Raw genomic sequence first — 18,709 nt, 5'->3', positions numbered from 1 at the left:
ATTTACCCATCATTGGGAAAGTGGTGCATTTTTTTTTGGCAGCATATTAGCCGAGGCTAACCTTGAACGGATTGTAATGCCAAGCCATGATGCAAGGAATGACTTTAAAACGCCTACGATTATAAATGGAGCAAAACCGCTGGCAAATGCCACTGGCCAAGATAATGAACTCATATATTTTAACCAAACCGTACCGATGACTAAAGTAATTATCATCCCGATTGTATTGGCAAGGAAAGCCATTGCAACTGAGAAACGGGTTTTTTCCAATATCAGCCCCGTTATATATACTGTCGGGATATAGGATAATAAATAACCGCCTGTCGGACCGAATATCTTAGCTAATCCTCCAGACATTTCAGCGAATACCGGCACTCCCGCTGCCCCTATGAACAAGTATAATAAAACGGAAGAAGTTCCATAACGTGAACCAAGTATCGTTGCTGCCAGTCCGACGGCTAGAGTCTGTCCTGTAATCGGTACTAAGGGCAGTGGAATTGTAATTTGGGCAAGTATTCCTATAAGTGCTGCAAATAAAGCTGTAACCATCATCATTCTTAACTTCTCATGACGCTCCTTCATTGTGCTTCCTCCTAATGTAAACCTATTTATACGGCGAGTTAACATATAATGAATTTTAATATGTTAACTAAACACTGTCAATGATATTATGGATTTTAATTCATTAATGATTTATTAGACTACAATGTTTGTAAGGGAACACAAGGGTAAAATTCAAAACTTGGAAAATAAATGAAACTTTTTTAATGCATCATTCGTATGAATGGTAAGCGAAGAAAATGGAGGGGATTATAACAATAGACTATCAATGTTGGTAAAACGCTTATCCCAGGTCCTTAAAATAGTATGCGGCTTGGAAAAAATCGAATTTAAAGGATGAAAGAGATGGAGTTATTTGGGGTTCCATTAGAAACAGTCTATTTATATGGATTAATTATATTCGGGGGGCTAACATTCTTATTTATCTTGTTTAATGATATATTTTCTGGCCTTGAATTACCGGATATATTTAATCCTACACTCATTTTTAGCTTTTTGACCGTGTTTTTTGCGAGTGGGTTTTTACTTGAATCTCTTTCAGGACTTCATGCTGGATTGAGTGCCGGCATTTCCCTGATCATTTCATTTACCATCGTCACTTTACTGAATGTATTTGTTTTGATTCCCATCTCATCAGCGGAAGAAAGTTTGACATTTCATGATAACGATCTGAGAGGGAGGGTCGGCAGGGTTCTGACATCAATCCCGGTTGACGGGTTTGGGGAAGTCCTTATTGAAAGCATCAGTGGAAGCATCGCGAAAACTGCGGCCAGTTATAAAAATGAAGGAATTGTTTCGGATTCAAAGGTCTTGATCATCGAAGTTAAAAACGGGGTTGTCTATGTTATGCCCCATCAGGATTAAAAAAAGGGTAGGAGGTAGTTTATGTTTAATTTGATTTGGGTTGTCGTCGCCATTGTTGCATTTTTACTTATCGCACTTATTGCTGTCTTTATTACGAAATACCGCACGGCTGGTCCTGATGAGGCATTGATCGTGACTGGAAGCTACTTAGGAAGCAAAAATGTTCACATCGACGAATCAGGAAATAAAATCAAGATTGTTCGTGGTGGAGGTGCTTTCGTTTTGCCGGTGTTCCAGCAAGCAGAACCATTGAGCTTGTTGTCAAGCAAACTTGAGGTCTCAACGCCTGAAGTATATACAGAACAGGGAGTTCCAGTCATGGCTGATGGTGTATCGATAATCAAGATTGGCGGTTCAATCACCGATATTGCCACAGCGGCGGAGCAATTCCTTGGTAAATCCAAAGATGACCGTGAACAAGAAGCGCGGGAAGTCTTGGAGGGACATCTTCGTTCCATCCTTGGGTCGATGACAGTCGAAGAAATTTATAAAAACCGCGAAAAGTTTTCCCAGGAAGTACAGAGGGTAGCCTCGCAGGATTTAGCTAAAATGGGACTCATCATCGTATCATTCACAATAAAAGATGTTCGTGACAAAAATGGATATCTTGAATCCCTTGGTAAGCCAAGAATCGCACAAGTAAAGAGGGATGCCGATATAGCTACCGCAGAAGCAGAGAAAGAAACGCGAATCAAGCGCGCCGAAGCATCGAAGGAAGCACAGCAAGCTGAACTTGAAAGGGCAACAGAGATTGCTGAAGCCGAAAAAATCAATAAGCTAAAGGTTGCGGAATTCCGTCGCGAGCAGGATATTGCCAAAGCACGAGCTGACCAAGCTTACGATCTTGAAACGGCCAGATCTAAGCAGGATGTAACAGAACAGGAAATGCAAATCAGGATCATTGAACGGCAGAAGCAAATTGAGCTGGAAGAAAAAGAAATCCTCCGCCGTGAAAAGCAATATGATTCAGAAGTGAAGAAAAAGGCTGATGCCGACCGTTATGCAGTAGAGCAGGCAGCCTCTGCTAACAAGATGAAACAGATTACAGAAGCGGATGCCGATAAGTATAAAATCGAAGCCATGGCAAAAGCCGAAGCGGAACGCGTTCGCATGGACGGTCTTGCAAAAGCGGACGCACAAAGGGCACAAGGTACGTCTGAAGCGGAAATCATCCGCTTAAAAGGGACGGCAGAGGCGGAGGCGAAGCAGAAGATTGCCGAAGCATTTGAACAGTTCGGTCAGGCAGCCGTCATGGATATGATCTTGAAAATGCTTCCTGAGTATGCCAAACAAGTGGCAAGTCCGCTTAGTAATATCGACAAAATTACTGTAGTGGATACAGGTGGAAGCGGTTCGAATGGCGGGGCTAATAAAGTGACCGGGTATGCAACGGATTTAATGGCCACATTGCAGGAGTCATTAAAGGCATCTTCGGGCATTGATGTCAAAGACTTGCTTGAGAATTTCTCAGGAAAGCGAAATTTACCATTTTCCACCATCAGTCAGGAGAATATCGAAGCGAACATGAATATGGCAGCAGGCAAGGAAGAGTAACAGGGGAAAATTTAAGGGAGGTAAGAGCTACTTGTATGCTCTTACCTTTTTTTGAATAGTTTTCGCTTATAAAAGGCATGATCAGTTCATCTGACCTTTTATAATTAACAAATATGTACGTCATACAATGACTATAGAATTTTTTCCTGGTTGTCGGAGAGACAAACTCCATTATGCCAGCTGGCTTTATCCGGGAATAGTTATTTATACATTTGTTTGCTAAGGTTCTAGTGAGATCTATTTTTAAAAACACGCATTGTTGCCTGTCTGAATGTTTTCTTCAGTATCATAAAAAGTTCGGACCAGAGTATAGGCGCGAACCACTGATTTGAGAAATTTCAAACAGACTGTCATGTGTGTTTAAGTAATTGGAAACAGAATTCAGGATTAAATTGATGTGGTGTTTTAACAATGTGATTAAATGATTACCAATCACACTTTTTCACTGTTCCTATATGGTAAATATTCTAAAAATCTCTTGGACGCAAGGGAAAGTGATTTTTGCTCTCTCGTTGCAATACCAATAGTTCTAAAAGCCGGAACTTCAAGCTCTTTCGCTATAATTTTGTGAGGAATACGCTGTAAAATCAATTCTGGTAATATACTGATTCCTAGACCGTTTTCCACCATAGACATAATTGCGTAGTCATCCCATGTTGTAAAATTAACTTGCGGTGAAATATGGTGCTTCTCAAAAATTTCAGAGATTTCTGCTTTTGCGCCCTTTTCCAAAAGCATAAACGGACTGTTCAGTAGGTCGTTGATTGGAAACTTTTCGCAATTAGCAAGCATATGATTTTGCGGAATCACTACCAGCAATCGATCTTGCTCCAAAAAGGTAGTTTCTAGTTCTGTTTTTGACGGTAGCCGCACAAATCCGAAGTCAACACGTCCATTTAGAATCCAGCTTTCAATTTCTGTATAATCACCAAGCAGAAGTTCAAAATCTATCTTTGGATAATCCTTCTTAAAAATTCTAATAATGTTAGGGAGCCAATGGGTTGCTACGCTGGAAAATGTCCCAATACGAATCACCCCAGACTGCATATCGTGTAAATCTTCGATCTGCGTCATTAAGATTTCATGCTCATTACAGATTCGCTTTAATTGGGGCAGTAACTTTAAGCCATCCGAGGTTAAACTGATACCGGCACGTCCTCTTTCGAAAAGGAAAACCCCCCATTCCGTTTCTAAATCGTTTATCATACGGCTGATCCCAGACTGTGTATAATCCAATGCTTCGGCAGCTTTTGTAAAGCTACCAAATTCTGCTGCTTTAACAAATGCCATATATTTTTGGATATTCATATCTCTTTCTCCTATCCATCCGGTTTAATCATGAACATCATGAGAAACATTCGTTTTTGTAATGTATGTGAATATGATATGTTATTACTATTAAAAATTCAAGTTAGGAAAGGGAAAGGTATTTAAGGATGTTTTTTGTGAGTGATATTTTGGAAAAAGCACCAGACAGCTATAAGTCTCCGCTACAAGAAATGGTCTACGAATCATTGACAAAGTTACAGATTTCATTTGAACGAGTGAATACAGATGAAGCAATTTCAATGGAGGACTGTATCGAGATCAATCAAAAATTGAATGTGAAAATGGTAAAAACGCTGTTCCTCTGTAATAGTAAAAAGACAGAATTTTATTTATTTATAACTACCGCTGATAAGCCATTCAAATCAAAAGATTTCAGCAATGCACTTGGCATTTCACGCGTATCCTTTGCTCCTGCGGAGCTGATGGAAAATATTCTGGGCGTAAAAATCGGCACTGCTACTGTATTTGGCATTTTAATGGACAAGGAAAATCTTGTGCAGGTTGTTTTCGATAAGGATGTGCTTTTGGAAGAGGGATATGGATGTAGCGATGGGACTACAACGGGATATATGAAGGTCAAAACAAAGCTGATCGTCAATAACTTCCTAACCTATGCAAAGCACATTCCGACTGTCATTGAAATAAAAAATTCAGAAAAAGAATGTGATTAAAATGAAATTGCATATTTCAAATATATAGCCGCAATGCTCCTGGTTGCCTCCAACGGAATTGTTGCAGGTTACATTTTAATTGAAAAGCAACAAAATTGTTTTTTTGCGGACTTTGATAGGGAGCATTTTTCTCATTTGAATATTTGCATTGTCTAAGCAGAAAGTACAGTTTTGGAAAAACAAATCACGCATTTGTATTTAGTGATTTTGGGCGTGGCGATGGGTGCAAGCTGGATATTTTTATTTAAAACATGCACAAATCGGTGTATGTATTGTCACCCTGCATATTATTGAAGTCCTGTGATCGCTTATATTAAAAACAGGTTAAGAATCTGCGAAATATAAGCTGTTTCGCAGATTCGAAGGAGTAAACGATGAAATCTAAAATTCAGTTTATATTATCAATGATTATTTTCGGTACAATTGGTTTAGTTGTTCGATACATTGATCTATCTTCGAGCGAAAGAGCATTAGTAAGCAGTTTCATAGGATGCTTATTTTTACTCTTAATATTCTTCATGAATAAGAAGAAAATATCATGGAATTTAGTTAAATCTAATGCTTTATTTTTGATTCTTTCAGGTATTGCATTGGGAGGGAATTGGATCTTTCTTTATCAATCCTACGATCATACAACACTTGCCAATGCAACGCTAGGTTATTACTTTGCACCTGTGTTTGTGATGATTCTTTCTCCCTTTGTACTTCGGGAACAATTATCCATTAAAAAAATTGTGTGCATTGGTGTAGCGATCATTGGTATGTTAATGATTGTAGGAGAAGGCGTGAGTGCATCCAGATCAGATGATATACTTGGTATTTCCTTTGGATTAATCGCAGCTGCATGTTATGCCGCGTTATTGCTTTTAAATAAATTTATTAAAGATATGGGAAAGTTAGAGCTGACCATCATTCAGCTTGGAACAACCACTTTACTTCTAATGCCATATGTTTTCCTTACTGAAGGCTTTGGTATTTTTGAAGTATCAAGTTCTTCCATTCCTTTTATTTTAATTTTAGGGATCATCAATACAGGGATTGGATTTTGGTTATTTTTCTCTGGTATGGAAAAATTAAAAGCACAGAGTATAGCTATGCTAAGTTATGTAGATCCATTTGTAGCTATATTGATTTCTGCAATTATCCTGCAAGAACAAATGACAATAGTTCAAATGCTGGGTGGGGTATTACTATTAGGCTCTACATTTGTTAGTGAAATTAGATCAGTCAACTTTTCAAAACAATTAATGAAAATATGAGATAACTGAATATTCAAATAAAGTAGAGGTGAAAGGTAAAATATCGAAGTTTCAAGGAAGGAATGTTTACAAATGGAAAATAAATTCGCTGGGAGAGCTCGTCTAGTTTCATCTTCTGAGACCCGTGAGATATTAAAAGTAACAGAAAGACCAGAAGTCATTTCATTTGCGGGGGGACTTCCAGCTCCAGAGCTGTTTCCTGTAGAAGCGCTTAAAGTTGCGTGCAATGTTGTATTGAATGAAGAGGGAGCGGCTTCTCTTCAATATAGTACCACTGAAGGCTATGGTCCCTTGAGAGAATCTATTTGTCAAAAGTTAAAAGCCATTGGGATTAACTCTACTATTAACAATATTCTTATCACCTCAGGGTCCCAGCAAGCAATAGATCTTACTGGAAGACTATTTATTAACGAAGGAGATACTATTATTTGTGAAAGTCCAACCTATCTTGCAGCAATTAATGCATTTAAATCATACAATGCAAACTTTGTGGAAGTTGCTATGGACAATGATGGGATGATAATGGAAGAGCTAGAGAGGAAACTGCAAGAGCATCCTAGCGCAAAATTCATCTATACTATTCCCGATTTCCAGAACCCTACAGGTCGTACTTTAAAACTTCAAAGACGTAAAAGAATGATTGACCTTGCTAATCAATACAATGTACTGATTGTAGAAGATAATCCTTATGGAGCTATAAGGTTTGCTGGAGAAGAGATCCCGCCAGTGAAACATTTTGACACAGAGAGCAGAGTAATTTATATGAGCACGTTCTCTAAGATTTTTACTCCAGGTCTTCGAATCGGATGGATTTGTGCAGATCAATCGTTTATTGATAAATACGTAGCTTTTAAGCAAACAGCTGACTTACATACTGACAGCTTTGCTCAAAGGATAACAGCTAAGTATATGGAACTTTACGATATGGAAGAGCATATTAATAAAATCAAAGCAGTATATAAAGCAAGATGTACAAAAATGTTAGACTGCATGGAAGAATTCTTTCCGGAAAATTTGTCTTACAGTAAGCCAGAAGGTGGGTTATTTATTTGGATTGAGTTCCCAGAGGGAGTTGATTCCAAACATATATTTACAGAGTGCTTAAAAAATAATGTTGCTTGTGTTCCTGGTGTTCCATTCTTTCCAAATGGCACACAGAAGAATACTTTACGTTTAAATTACTCGAATATGCCTGAAGACCAAATCATTGAAGGCATGAAGCGCATGGGTGATGTATTACATCGTGAATTAAATAAAGAGACAATACCTTTCGAATGTTAAAATGAAGTTATTTTGAGAACTAACGGGTGTGTTAGTTTAACAAGCCTACAAATAAAGATTATCATCTGTACTTAAGTTAAAAATAGAAAAAGAGGGTACTTTAGATAAAATCATATTCTAATGGTTATCCATTATGGTTCTGCGGGATGTACAAATGCTTCAACGGCAAGCAATTATTTAAAAAAGGAAAAGTTAGAACTATTATCAAAGATTTTAACAGGTGAAGGGAAGGTAAGGTGGGTCACTGTTAATGTTGTGTACCTTGCTCGACAGCCCGTGAAGAAATCTGTCGATGATTGGTATGATTTTGTATAGGTTGATATTACAAAAAGATTCAACCAACCTACTGTCAGATTAATAGAAATGAAGCAGCCTGATCAAATGAAGCTGCTTCATTTTTTTATTAAATTCCAAAACTAGCACAAATGACATAATTTTTTTAAAATTTGCACAAGTGGCAGTTTTTTGTTGACATTGCTATTTTTGAAAGCGTATACTAAATTCAATAAAGAAGCACAAATGATTATGTCTGCACAAATGTGCATATTAAAAAGGGTGTGGGACTAAATGGATAAAAGAGAAGAAAAAAGACTCTTAGTTAAAATTGCACAAATGTATTATGAAGAAGATATGACTCAAGGTGCCATTTCAAAAGAATTAGGTATATACCGAACTTCCGTCAGCAGACTTTTAAAAAAAGCAAGGGAAGATGGTGTAGTTAAAATTACTGTCAGCAGCGATATTGATGGAGCTTTTGAATTGGAACGTCAATTGGAAAAGTTGTTTGGTTTAAAAGAAGTAATTATCGTTCCTGAAAAAAGAGACAGTACCGAACTGGATAAAAAGAAAGTGGTAGCGATGGCCGGGGCTGAATTACTAAAACGGATTATAAAAGACGGGGATGTCGTAGGCTGTGCCTGGGGAAGCACGATGGCAAGTCTGATCGGTGAATTTACCAACGCCGGAAAAAAAGACGCTCATTTTGTCCCTTTAGTAGGCGGGCCTGGACCTATGGATACGAAGCATCACGTCAATAGAATTGTTTATAATATTGCAGAAGATTTTGGAGGAACTTCATATTTTATTGATGCTGCGGCAGTAGTGGAAAAAAAAGAGACAAAGGATGATATTGTTCAATCTCACTACTTCGCTAAAATAACGGAGCTTTGGGACAACTTAACAATAGCAGTAGTAGGGATTGGGAACCCAAACCAATCATCTAATTTAGTCTGGGCCGGTTTTTGCGGCAATCGGGAAATTGAAGATTTAAATCAACAAGGTGCCATAGGTGATATCTGCTCACGATTTTATGATATAGATGGAAACCTGATTCAATCTGACTTATCTGATCGAACAATAGCCATTGAGCTGGAAAAACTAAAGAATATTCCATACTCAATCGGTATTGCAGAGTCTGTTGAAAAAGCTCCTTCCATTATCGGGGGATTAAGAGGAGGATACCTTAACACTCTGATCACCACTGAGGAAACGGCAAATGAAATCATTGAAATCATAGAAGAAAATGGAGCTACTCTATCTTAAGGAGTATGGATTTATTATCTGATTGTTACGGAAACAAGATGTAAGATTCAGTTCATATGAAAAGAGGAAATCAAAATGCTATGGTATGTCATTATATTAATTGGTTTTTCTTGGCTTCTTCAGAGCATTTTTGGATTTTTGCAAATCAAGCATTTCAATAAAAGGTATGCAGAGTTGAGAAAGCTTGGAAGGGTCGCGATTGGCAAAAGAACGGGATTTTTTAAATCAGGCACTGTCGTAATGTTTGCAATTGACCGAAAAAATAACATTTTGAAAGCCGCCAAAATGCAGGGAGTGACCGTGCTTTCAAGAGTACGGAACTTAAAAGGATTTGAAGGGAAAAATCTCTTACACCTCGGTGAAGAGGATTTTAATAAAGTAAATAAGTTAACAAGGTTAGCCATTGAGGATGCACTGAACAGCTATCATATTATCTCTAAAGGAGGTGAATTGAAGGTTAAGAAAGGATGGATTGATTTACTCTTATCAAAATAATAGGAATTATTGAGGTGAATTGAATGGATTGGCTTACAAATGCAGCAGATGGCTTTATGAATTTATTTAGAGCAGGTGCCGAAACTTTTGTCGATTTAGTAACAGGTATTGTTCCGCTCCTAATCATGCTTTTAGTTGCAATGAATGCCCTTATACGGTTGGTTGGAGAAGAAAGAGTGGAACTGATTGCGAAGAAATCGAGTAAGAACCCACTTACAAGATATTTTGTTCTTCCGGTAATTGGAACGTTCGCTTTGGCAAATCCAATGACATTATCACTTGGGAAATTTTTGCCGGAAAAATACAAACCAAGCTATTATGCTGCTGCTTCTTATTCCTGCCACACGCATAACGGACTTTTTCCACACGTTAATCCAGGAGAGCTGTTCGTATTCTTGGGAATTGCTGCAGGAATTACAACACTGGGATTTGAAACAACAGAACTAGCCCTTCGTTACTTCTTGGTGGGGATTTTCACAAACTTTTTAAGAGGCTGGGTAACAGATTTAACAACTTATTATGTATCTAAACAGCAAGGCGTTAAATTGAAAGAAACAGTGGATCTCTAAGGAGGGGAAAGAAATGACGCAAACGGTTACGAAGTACAAGTCAATTATCGTCAATGCAGGGCAAGGCGGATTTGGCGGGCCATTAGTGATTTCACCGACAGAAGAAAAAAATAAAGTGGTATTTGTAACGGGTGGAACAAGACCGGATATTGCGGACACCATTGCAGAATTAACAAGCTGTGAATTAGTCGACGGTTTTAAAACGAGTGTACCTGAGGATGAAATGGCGTGTGTCATCATTGATTGTGGCGGAACGCTCCGATGTGGCTTATACCCCAAAAAAAGAATCATGACGATCAATATCATGCCTACTGGACAAAGTGGCCCGTTAGCAATGCACATTACCGAGGACATTTACGTTTCTGGAGTAAAGCCTCAAAACATTGAATTGTATGAAGGTGCTGCAACACCTCCAACATCCAATGTGAACAATGCTAACGGTCAAATTGAAAAAACAATTTCTAAACCTAAGTATAGCGCAGATGAAAAAATTAGTGAACAAAGAAAGCCTAAAGGCTTCATAGCACGCATTGGGATGGCGATGGGTTCCATCGTCAATGTCTTTTATCAGGCTGGCCGTGACACGATAGATACTGTCATTAAAACCATTTTACCGTTTATGGCTTTTGTGGCCATGTTAATCGGGGTGATTAAAGCATCTGGAATTGGGGATGTGTTCGCACAATACTTATCACCATTTGCAGGATCTTTGCCGGGCTTGCTCTTAATCTCTTTAATTTGCTCATTCCCATTATTATCACCATTCTTGGGACCGGGAGCTGTTATTTCACAGGTCATTGGGACATTAATTGGAGTGGAAATTGGAAAAGGAAATATCCCTCCACACCTTGCATTGCCAGCTCTTTTCGCGATTAACTCACAAGCTGGAGCTGATTTTGTACCAGTTGGGCTAGGTTTAGCAGAGGCAGAAGTGGAAACCATTGAAGTCGGAGTTCCTTCCGTATTGTACGGACGTTTTTTAACCGGAGCACCAACCGTTTTTATTGCTTGGCTCGCAAGCTTCGGTATGTATGAATAATTACTAGAATAGATTCTGAATGAATGATGTAAAGCAAAGAATTGGAGGAGTTTCTTGTGCAGACAGTTTATCAAACTCAAATTAACCAACTTGGTCCATCTGTCTCTGATTTTCTTGGAGAACAAATGTTCATCCTATTCGGAGCAAATGCCCCGAGTGAATTAGCGGATTATTGCCTATTAATTGATGTAAATGAGATTAATGGTGAAATCGAAAAGGGCGACATTCTCGTCTTAGGCAATCATCAATATAGCATTACCTCTGTAGGTGACGTGGTAAAAAAGAATTTAGGTACACTTGGACATATCACGTTAAAATTCAATGGTTCTGAAACGGCAGAATTACCTGGCACTTTACATCTTGAAGAAAGAGATATTCAAATGCCGCAAGTAGGGACAACTCTTCAAATCTTGAAAAAATAAGCTTATCAAAGATTTATATAGAATAATTGAATGCAAGAAGAGGGAAGTTACCTCACCGGAAAATTGCATTCGTAAGAGTTAAAACAGCTAAATTAAATTTTACCTATTATTCTCGACTCTATATATAAAGGGAGGAAAAAGAATGAATGAATCATGGCATCAATTAGAAAATAAAGTGGCAATTGTTACGGGTGGTGCCTCTGGAATTGGCTCAAAAATTACAGCACATTTAGTAAAGAATGGTACAAAGGTGATAGTATCCGATCTAAATGTAAAAACTGGCGAACAAACTGATGGAACTTATCATATCCAATGCGACGTTACCAATAAAGAAAGCGTTGAACATATGGTCACCAAAGCCACTGAGTTATTTGGAACCGTAGATATTTTAGTTAATAATGCTGGTGTAAACTTACCGCGTTTACTTGTCGATTTCCGTGGCGAAAAGCCAGAGTATGAGTTAAGTGAAAAGGATTTTGATTTCATGGTTGCCGTCAATCAAAAAGGACCTTACCTTTGTGCTCAGGCAGTTGCGAGAGTAATGGTGAAAAATAATAAAGGCGTAATCATTAATATTTCTTCTGAGGCAGGTATGGAAGGGTCTTCTGGACAAAGTGTTTATTCAGCAACAAAAGGTGCCGTCAATGGCTTTACCCGTTCTTGGGCAAAAGAACTGGGGAAATTCAACATCCGCGTAGTGGGTGTTGCGCCAGGGATTAATGAGCAAACAGGTTTAACAACAGATGCTTATAATGAAGCATTAGCTTACACACGTGGAGTAACAGTAGAAGGTCTTGGATCTGATTACAGCAAAACAATACCACTTGGACGACCTGGTAAATTGGATGAAATTGGTGAATTAGTCACTTATCTAGCTTCAGACCGTTCTAGTTATATTACAGGTACAACCGTTAATATTTCAGGTGGAAAATCCCGAGGATAAATAATGGCATCAATCACAGGAATCCCCTTCATTTAAATTATGAATGAAAACGAGGATGAATGTTTGTTTTAGTAAGTCTTTAATAACAAGGTGCGTTCGAATAATAAGGTTAGCCAGTTTAATTTTACTGGTTGACCTTTTTTTAATAGAACATATTATATTGTAGCCAAGGTAAAGTGTACGTGTGCGTGGGACGTGATCCCGTGAACTATACTCGTTGGTCTGGATGGGGCAAAAGGAGAGCCGAGTCAGGTATTTCAAGATTAATCTTAACCGTATGGGGAAGTTGCTTTACGGCTTTAAGAATATAGACATGTGGACGTTTCTCACAAGCTTCCGATAGATGACTGGCAAGAAGTCATCCGTTTGGCAGAACAGAAAGTGGGCTAGAAAGTATTGTTGCTTCCCAATTCTTGAAAAAGGTGTACGAAAATAGCATCAATGTTCGATATGTCAGTTATAAGAATTAGGAAAACTGGAATTAAGAGTTTCGAGTGAGATCTTGCCTTCATTTCTCTTATTAGAACGGAATAATAACTTAATAGAACTCATTTTTATCTTGATGCCCCTTGACATTAATGTTAGAGAACCAAATTTAATAGCATCTAATAAAAATCAGATATTGGAGGATTTATATCAATTTATTAATCAACTAAAATCATCTGAAGAAACTATATTGACTACATTTATTTCTTTTGTTTTATATTTATTTAATGAGGAAAAAGTTATGGTCGATACTGATTTTGACTTTATTAAATTAGTAAGAATGACAAATTTGTATTTTTGATGAGATGCGATGCGATGCGAAAGTCGCCAGTTCTTTTTTTAAGAGACTGGCTTTTATAGTTCGACCAATAGGTTATGATACTAAGATGTCCTATGGAGGGTAGAATCCTTTCTTGAATAGACAGGCTCTTATTTTTTTCCATTCTTCTTCATTATGATTTGCGAAATAAATCTTGGGTGATTTAATCGTAAAATGGTTGGTATTGATACATAAAAAATTTATATTTTTAAGATACATTTTAGGTTTTTTTTCTCCCAGAAACACCTGGGTTTAATGGATACCTCATATACCATATATAAATTCTTTAATTTCTCCCGTAATATAACCCTGTTACAATGTAGTAGATACAGGTGGAAGCGGTGCGAATGGCGGGGCTAATAAAGTGACTGGGTATGCAACGGATTTAATAGCAACATTGAGTCATTAAAGGCATCTTTGGGAATTGATGTCAAAGACTTGCTTGAGAATTTCTCAGGAAAGCGCAATTTACCATTTACCACCATCAACCAGGAGAATGTCAAAGCGAACATGAATATGGCAGTAATCAAGGAAGAGTAACAGGGAAAAATTTAAGGGAGGTAAGAGCTACTTGTATGCTCTTACCTCAGTAGACAAAGGGGGTTTGGAATAAAAAATTTCTGAATACATATCTTTCACCAAGTCATAAATGAAAGTGAAGTCAATGGCACCCTCCATTTTACGAACCAAATGGTTCGGTGGCACCAGTTGATCTAAAGTAATCATTTCAAGTTGATCTCGCTGAATAGAATCATGTTTAGAAAGCATCCTCATCACCTCAAGTTTTAATACTTCTATTTTAAAACAAAAATGACTCCAGGCAAAAGTGTTCTATCTAAAAGATAAGACAAAGTTGATTGGAACGGAAGGTACGAGACTCCTGCGGGAAAAGCGTGTCCAGGGGAGACCCCGCAGGCGCAAAGGCGCCGAGGAGGCTCCCCGGACCGCCCGCGGAAAGCGAGTGCCTAGAGCGGAAATCAACGTCTAAATTGTACACCCATAAAAAACTGTAGGCAAACTCGATGAAATCGAGTTTGCCTACAGCTGGTTGTATTGTTATCACCATTATTGTCAACGGTTTAATGGGTTAGACTTTATTTTGGGGTAATGAGTAGGGTTTCGTGATAGATGGTGGCGGCGAGGATCGCCGCCATAGAGGTTTCTTATGGAACAAAACGGGGCAGGTTAACATTCCGTTAGTTCGTTATTCTTCAGCTTTGAAAAAAATAGGGCTCCTCAGTAGGATATGAGTAAGAAACCACTCTAACTCATATCCTACTGAGGAGGAACCCTAATATGAAGTTTAAAATGCAAGATAAACAAAATCAACTAATCGAGAGAATTTCCGATAAACACCTTATTGTTGGGGTGGATATTGCCCAACAATTACATGTGGCTAGAGCAGTGAATTTCCGTTGAATTGTAGTCGTAGACCCATTTGCATTTGAAAATAATGAAGATGGATTTGCTGGTTTATTAAAATGGATGGATAAGCTTCAAAGACTTAATAAACTGGAGCAGCCATTGTGGGAATGGAGCCTACAGGCATCACACACTAAGATTATTGTATTTCTAACTCTTTGACAGTTTCGCCTTCAATTAACACTGGTTGATAATAGGTTTCGTTTGGTAAATCCTTCTTTCCTTGTAATTTCTTAATGACCCAATCAGCTGCATCATGTCCCATTTGTTCTTGTGGGTGTGTCAATGTCGTTAGTTTGATATTAGCATTTTTCGCAATATAAGAATTGTCCTGGCCAATAATTGATAATTGTTCGGGAATAGAAATATCAAGTTGTCTGCATACATTTGCTACTTCCAACCCTACCTCGTCGTTATAGCAAACAATGGCAGTCAACAAGTCTCTATTTTCATTTAGGAACCCTTTCAAGTTCGTGTATAGGTCTAGCTTCGTTTCTGTAGTATACGAAAGCAATTGCTCTGGTTGAAAGCGTAATTTGGCTTCTCCAAGTGCTTTTATATATCCCTTCATTCGATACTTTCCTTGTAAATCATCCATTTTCGCAATGAGTCCAATTTGGGTGTGCCCTTTCGAAATCAATTCTTTTGTTGCGAGGTAGCTTGACTGCACATCATCTAGGCAAAAGAAAGGAACCTCTAATTCTTCATAATAAGCGTTGATCATGATGAATGGAACCTCTTGTTCCTTAAACAATAGGTAGTAAGCGATGTTGGGATTGTATAGATTGCTTTTTGTAGGTTCAATAATCAAACCATCCACGCCAAATGACAACATCATTTCCAAGGCTTTTTTTTCTTGTTCGACATCATTATTTGTACTGGCTAATAGTAACGAATAATTATCTTCATTTAATCTTCTTTCAATTCCGCGGATAATAGAAGGGAAAATGTAATCAGAAATGTAGGTCGTAATTACACCGATCGTTTTATTTTTGGAATTGCCACCAGATTTTGATTGATATTGGTTACTTACATATGTGCCAGATCCTTTTTCACTTCTTAAGAATCCCTCGTTTGATAATTCTAAAATGGACTTTCGTACAGTGTGTCGGCTAACGTTGTACATTTCTTGCATGACTGTTTCAGTAGGAATTTGTTCCCCTACACTATATTCACCTGTAAGGATTTTATTTTTTAAATCATCAATGATTACCTGATACTTTGGTTTCATTAAACCTCACTTCTTTCATAGTTGTTTGCATTCTAATTTATTTGCTTAAAATATTTGTGCGGACATATTTTAACATGATTTTAAATAAATTAAAACAAATCACCCGAGTCTTTTGTATAAATTATTGAAAAGTTATAAATTCTGCCTATTTACCATTTAGGTTTTATGTCATATAAATTCCTTTATTACTAATTACTAATTTTAAGGTGAGGATGGAGGATATCTCTTAAAAGTTGTAAGTATAAATAATATTGATTGTTGACAAATGTACGTACAAAAAATATAATATGGTTGTTAATAAATTTAAGCGCCTCCTTTATATTGAAAGCGCTGCCAGAAGGGGGATTAACATGCAAACGAATATATTAAAAATTAAACAAGCGATTATCGAGGGAGAAACTTCACTTGGAATCGAATTTGGATCCACACGTATTAAAGCGGTGTTGATTGATAATCGTTATGAAACAATCGCATCTGGAAGTTATGAGTGGGAGAACCTCTTGGAAGATGGAATTTGGACGTACAACTTAGTGGATATTATCACTGGTCTGCAAACAGCTTATAGTGAAATGAAGCAAGAAGTTGAGCGGAATTACGGAATTACAATTCGAAAAATAGGTTCTATTGGATGTTCTGCAATGATGCATGGGTATATGGCTTTTGACAGTACAGGGGAGTTACTTGTTCCGTTTCGAACTTGGCGTAACTCAACAACTGGTGTTGCAGCAAAAGAATTAACTAATCAATTTCAATTTAATATCCCTGAACGATGGAGTATTGCTCACCTTTATCAAGCAATATTAAATGAAGAGAAACATTTGCCTCGCATTGATTGTATTACGACTTTGGCTGGATACATTCACTGGTTATTGACTGGTAATAAAGCAATTGGCATTGGAGATGCTTCAGGCATGTTCCCAATTGATGAATCAACGCAAGATTACAATGAATCAATGGTCAAGCAGTTTGACGATTTAATTGCAACAAAAGGTTATCCTTGGAGGCTAAAGGAGATTCTTCCTAAAGTCTACATTTCAGGCGAGCAAGCGGGTGAATTAACCGAAATTGGAGCGAAAATCCTGGATAGATCAAGAAATTTACAACCAGGCACTCCAATTTGCCCACCAGAAGGCGATGCTGGAACTGGAATGGTTGCTACGAATAGTGTGAGGAAACGTACCGGAAACGTTTCAGTAGGAACTTCCGTTTTTGCCATGATTGTACTAGAGAAAGAGCTTTTAAAAGTATATCCAGAAATTGATTTGGTAACTACACCAAACGGAAGTCCAGTTGGAATGGTTCACGCGAATAACTGTTCAAGTGATCTCAATGCTTGGCTGGGATTGTTCCGTGAATTTTCTGAGGCAATGGGACAAAAAATTGATACAAATAAATTATTTGAAGTAATGTTGAATAAGGCTTTGGAAGCGGATCCAGATGGTGGCGGTTTGCTTAGCTACGGTTATTTCTCAGGTGAAAATATCACAGGATTAGAAAAAGGACGACCATTATTTGTACGCTCACCTGAGAGTCATTTCAATTTAGCGAACTTCATGCGGACTCACCTTTTTACTGCTTTCGGTGCTTTGAAAATCGGAATGGGTATTTTGACAAAGGACGAAAATGTTGCAATTGATCGTATTTTGGCTCACGGTGGTTTATTTAAAACCCCTCTTGTTGGACAAAAAATTGTTGCCGCTGCAATGAATACTCCGGTATCAATTATGTCAACAGCAGGAGAAGGCGGCGCGTGGGGAATGGCTATTCTTGCATCTTACATGATGAATAAAGATCAAAAAGAAAGTTTAGAAGACTTCCTCGACAAAAAAGTATTCGAAGAGGTTGATGGGCAAGAAATTTATCCTGATCAAGTAGATGTTAAAGGATTTGAAGCATTCATTGAAAGATACAGGAAGGGTTTAGTGATTGAGCAGGCCGCTGTAGACAATTTGATCTTATGAGTGGAAAACTGGAGGGATTGACGTGTTGGAACAACTGAAAGAAGAGGTATTTCAAGCAAATTTGGACTTGCCTAAATATGGACTCGTGAAATATACATGGGGAAATGCAAGTGCCATTGATCGTGAAAGTGGTTTATTTGTTATCAAACCTAGTGGTGTTGATTACGAAACGATGAAAGCTAGTGATATGGTTGTTGTTGATTTAGATGGCAATGTTGTTGAAGGAGAGTTGAGGCCTTCATCAGATACAGCGACTCACACAGTACTTTATAAGTATTACCAAGAAATCGGCGGCATTGTGCATACTCATTCAACTTGGGCGACAATCTGGGCTCAAGCAGGTCTTGATGTTCCAGCAATGGGGACCACTCATGCAGACACATTTTACGGATCCGTCCCATGTGCCCGCTACCTATCACAAGAGGAGATTGATCGTGGGTACGAAGTGGAGACTGGGAAGTTAATCATCGAAACATTTGAAGAGCGTGGGTTAGACATTTTAGCCGTTCCTGGTGTCTTACTTCATGGTCATGGTCCGTTTACTTGGGGCAAAGATGCAAAATCCGCCGTAATGAATAGTGTGGTGTTGGATGAAGTTTCGAAAATGAATTTATTTACACGGGAATTAAATCATTTTGCAAAAGAATTACCACGAAATATTTTGGATAAACACTATTTACGAAAACATGGAAAATATGCGTATTACGGTCAAAAGTAAGATTAACTCTATCAAATTATCAAACCATTAGAATTAAGAAAAG

Annotated in this window: 17 protein-coding genes and 3 pseudogenes; 16 read left to right on the top strand and 4 right to left on the bottom strand. The window is 37.9% G+C overall.

The features are described 5' to 3' along the window. Positions 1 to 9: 9 nt before the first annotated feature. The gene (locus J7J00_RS02190) at positions 10 to 582 is read right to left on the bottom strand and encodes a biotin transporter BioY (protein ID WP_286201143.1); all 573 of its coding nucleotides are present in this window, start codon (positions 580 to 582) and stop codon (positions 10 to 12) included. 324 nt (positions 583 to 906) lie between these two features. Here J7J00_RS02190 and J7J00_RS02185 point away from each other — a divergent pair, with 324 nt between their 5' ends. Together J7J00_RS02185 and J7J00_RS02180 are read left to right on the top strand one after the other, a co-directional pair. Then, the gene (locus J7J00_RS02185) at positions 907 to 1,425 is read left to right on the top strand and encodes an NfeD family protein (RefSeq protein WP_214787077.1); all 519 of its coding nucleotides are present in this window, start codon (positions 907 to 909) and stop codon (positions 1,423 to 1,425) included. 21 nt (positions 1,426 to 1,446) lie between these two features. After that, entirely contained in the window at positions 1,447 to 2,979 is a 1,533-nt protein-coding gene (locus tag J7J00_RS02180) for a flotillin lipid rafts scaffold protein FloT (protein ID WP_214787075.1), read from the top strand. 432 nt (positions 2,980 to 3,411) lie between these two features. Here the strand turns inward: J7J00_RS02180 and J7J00_RS02175 are convergent, their stop codons facing one another. Further along, complete coding sequence (locus tag J7J00_RS02175; protein ID WP_214787072.1) at positions 3,412 to 4,287, bottom strand: LysR family transcriptional regulator; 876 nt, start codon at positions 4,285 to 4,287, stop codon at positions 3,412 to 3,414. Between the two features lie 128 nt (positions 4,288 to 4,415). Between J7J00_RS02175 and J7J00_RS02170 the strand changes: the two genes are divergently transcribed. The 11 genes and pseudogenes from J7J00_RS02170 to J7J00_RS27840 form a co-directional block, all read left to right on the top strand. Next, the gene (locus tag J7J00_RS02170; RefSeq protein ID WP_214787070.1) at positions 4,416 to 4,979 is read left to right on the top strand and encodes a prolyl-tRNA synthetase associated domain-containing protein; all 564 of its coding nucleotides are present in this window, start codon (positions 4,416 to 4,418) and stop codon (positions 4,977 to 4,979) included. 374 nt (positions 4,980 to 5,353) lie between these two features. After that, a complete protein-coding gene (locus tag J7J00_RS02165; RefSeq protein ID WP_214787068.1) occupies positions 5,354 to 6,238 on the top strand; it encodes a DMT family transporter in 885 nt (294 codons plus the stop codon). A 72-nt stretch (positions 6,239 to 6,310) separates the two neighbouring features. Then, positions 6,311 to 7,519: an aminotransferase-like domain-containing protein gene (locus J7J00_RS02160; protein ID WP_214787066.1), complete on the top strand. Its 1,209-nt coding sequence runs from the start codon at positions 6,311 to 6,313 to the stop codon at positions 7,517 to 7,519. Positions 7,520 to 7,639: 120 nt separating this feature from the next. Continuing rightward, positions 7,640 to 7,834, top strand: coding sequence for a hypothetical protein (locus J7J00_RS02155; protein WP_214787064.1), 195 nt, complete (start codon positions 7,640 to 7,642; stop codon positions 7,832 to 7,834). Between the two features lie 252 nt (positions 7,835 to 8,086). After that, positions 8,087 to 9,061: a sugar-binding transcriptional regulator gene (locus J7J00_RS02150; RefSeq protein ID WP_214787062.1), complete on the top strand. Its 975-nt coding sequence runs from the start codon at positions 8,087 to 8,089 to the stop codon at positions 9,059 to 9,061. Between the two features lie 75 nt (positions 9,062 to 9,136). Further along, positions 9,137 to 9,556, top strand: a complete 420-nt coding sequence (locus tag J7J00_RS02145; protein ID WP_214787060.1) for a transcriptional regulator GutM — start codon at positions 9,137 to 9,139, stop codon at positions 9,554 to 9,556. 23 nt (positions 9,557 to 9,579) lie between these two features. Then, positions 9,580 to 10,125 (top strand): PTS glucitol/sorbitol transporter subunit IIC, encoded by a 546-nt coding sequence (gene srlA / locus J7J00_RS02140; RefSeq protein ID WP_214787058.1) that lies wholly within the window; start codon positions 9,580 to 9,582, stop codon positions 10,123 to 10,125. 13 nt (positions 10,126 to 10,138) lie between these two features. Beyond that, complete coding sequence (gene srlE / locus J7J00_RS02135) at positions 10,139 to 11,164, top strand: PTS glucitol/sorbitol transporter subunit IIB (RefSeq protein WP_214787056.1); 1,026 nt, start codon at positions 10,139 to 10,141, stop codon at positions 11,162 to 11,164. A gap of 56 nt (positions 11,165 to 11,220) precedes the next feature. Then, positions 11,221 to 11,586, top strand: coding sequence for a PTS glucitol/sorbitol transporter subunit IIA (locus J7J00_RS02130; protein WP_214787054.1), 366 nt, complete (start codon positions 11,221 to 11,223; stop codon positions 11,584 to 11,586). A 142-nt stretch (positions 11,587 to 11,728) separates the two neighbouring features. Next, the gene (locus J7J00_RS02125) at positions 11,729 to 12,529 is read left to right on the top strand and encodes an SDR family oxidoreductase (protein WP_214787053.1); all 801 of its coding nucleotides are present in this window, start codon (positions 11,729 to 11,731) and stop codon (positions 12,527 to 12,529) included. Positions 12,530 to 13,653: 1,124 nt separating this feature from the next. After that, positions 13,654 to 13,874: pseudogene (locus J7J00_RS27840) on the top strand (flotillin family protein); the annotation flags it as partial. 81 nt (positions 13,875 to 13,955) lie between these two features. On the opposite strand, the pseudogene J7J00_RS02120 reads toward J7J00_RS27840, so the two are convergent. Continuing rightward, positions 13,956 to 14,102 (bottom strand): annotated as a pseudogene (locus J7J00_RS02120) (IS5/IS1182 family transposase); the annotation flags it as partial. Between the two features lie 528 nt (positions 14,103 to 14,630). Here J7J00_RS02120 and J7J00_RS02115 point away from each other — a divergent pair. Further along, positions 14,631 to 14,881, top strand: a pseudogene (locus J7J00_RS02115) (IS110 family RNA-guided transposase); the annotation flags it as partial. A gap of 14 nt (positions 14,882 to 14,895) precedes the next feature. On the opposite strand, the gene J7J00_RS02110 reads toward J7J00_RS02115, so the two are convergent. Continuing rightward, complete coding sequence (locus tag J7J00_RS02110) at positions 14,896 to 15,987, bottom strand: GntR family transcriptional regulator (RefSeq protein ID WP_214787051.1); 1,092 nt, start codon at positions 15,985 to 15,987, stop codon at positions 14,896 to 14,898. Between the two features lie 350 nt (positions 15,988 to 16,337). Between J7J00_RS02110 and J7J00_RS02105 the strand changes: the two genes are divergently transcribed. Continuing rightward, positions 16,338 to 17,948, top strand: a complete 1,611-nt coding sequence (locus J7J00_RS02105; protein WP_214787049.1) for a xylulokinase — start codon at positions 16,338 to 16,340, stop codon at positions 17,946 to 17,948. A 22-nt stretch (positions 17,949 to 17,970) separates the two neighbouring features. Then, entirely contained in the window at positions 17,971 to 18,666 is a 696-nt protein-coding gene (locus tag J7J00_RS02100) for an L-ribulose-5-phosphate 4-epimerase (protein WP_214787047.1), read from the top strand. The last annotated feature ends 43 nt before the right edge of the window (positions 18,667 to 18,709 follow it).

The sequence above is a fragment of the Bacillus sp. ISL-4 genome (assembly GCF_018613275.1).
Classification (GTDB): Bacteria; Bacillota; Bacilli; order Bacillales; family DSM-1321; genus Peribacillus; species Peribacillus simplex_E.
This window is presented reverse-complemented; position numbering and strand designations above follow the sequence as displayed.

Bases quoted from the DNA above. Each gene is read 5' to 3' on its own strand.
- J7J00_RS02190 (WP_286201143.1), bottom strand. From the start codon at position 582: ATGAAGGAGCGTCATGAGAAGTTAAGAATGATGATGGTTACAGCTTTA.
- J7J00_RS02185 (WP_214787077.1), top strand. From the start codon at position 907: ATGGAGTTATTTGGGGTTCCATTAGAAACAGTCTATTTATATGGATTA.
- J7J00_RS02180 (WP_214787075.1), top strand. From the start codon at position 1,447: ATGTTTAATTTGATTTGGGTTGTCGTCGCCATTGTTGCATTTTTACTT.
- J7J00_RS02175 (WP_214787072.1), bottom strand. From the start codon at position 4,287: ATGAATATCCAAAAATATATGGCATTTGTTAAAGCAGCAGAATTTGGT.
- J7J00_RS02170 (WP_214787070.1), top strand. From the start codon at position 4,416: ATGTTTTTTGTGAGTGATATTTTGGAAAAAGCACCAGACAGCTATAAG.
- J7J00_RS02165 (WP_214787068.1), top strand. From the start codon at position 5,354: ATGAAATCTAAAATTCAGTTTATATTATCAATGATTATTTTCGGTACA.
- J7J00_RS02160 (WP_214787066.1), top strand. From the start codon at position 6,311: ATGGAAAATAAATTCGCTGGGAGAGCTCGTCTAGTTTCATCTTCTGAG.
- J7J00_RS02155 (WP_214787064.1), top strand. From the start codon at position 7,640: ATGGTTATCCATTATGGTTCTGCGGGATGTACAAATGCTTCAACGGCA.
- J7J00_RS02150 (WP_214787062.1), top strand. From the start codon at position 8,087: ATGGATAAAAGAGAAGAAAAAAGACTCTTAGTTAAAATTGCACAAATG.
- J7J00_RS02145 (WP_214787060.1), top strand. From the start codon at position 9,137: ATGCTATGGTATGTCATTATATTAATTGGTTTTTCTTGGCTTCTTCAG.
- srlA (WP_214787058.1), top strand. From the start codon at position 9,580: ATGGATTGGCTTACAAATGCAGCAGATGGCTTTATGAATTTATTTAGA.
- srlE (WP_214787056.1), top strand. From the start codon at position 10,139: ATGACGCAAACGGTTACGAAGTACAAGTCAATTATCGTCAATGCAGGG.
- J7J00_RS02125 (WP_214787053.1), top strand. From the start codon at position 11,729: ATGAATGAATCATGGCATCAATTAGAAAATAAAGTGGCAATTGTTACG.
- J7J00_RS02110 (WP_214787051.1), bottom strand. From the start codon at position 15,987: ATGAAACCAAAGTATCAGGTAATCATTGATGATTTAAAAAATAAAATC.
- J7J00_RS02105 (WP_214787049.1), top strand. From the start codon at position 16,338: ATGCAAACGAATATATTAAAAATTAAACAAGCGATTATCGAGGGAGAA.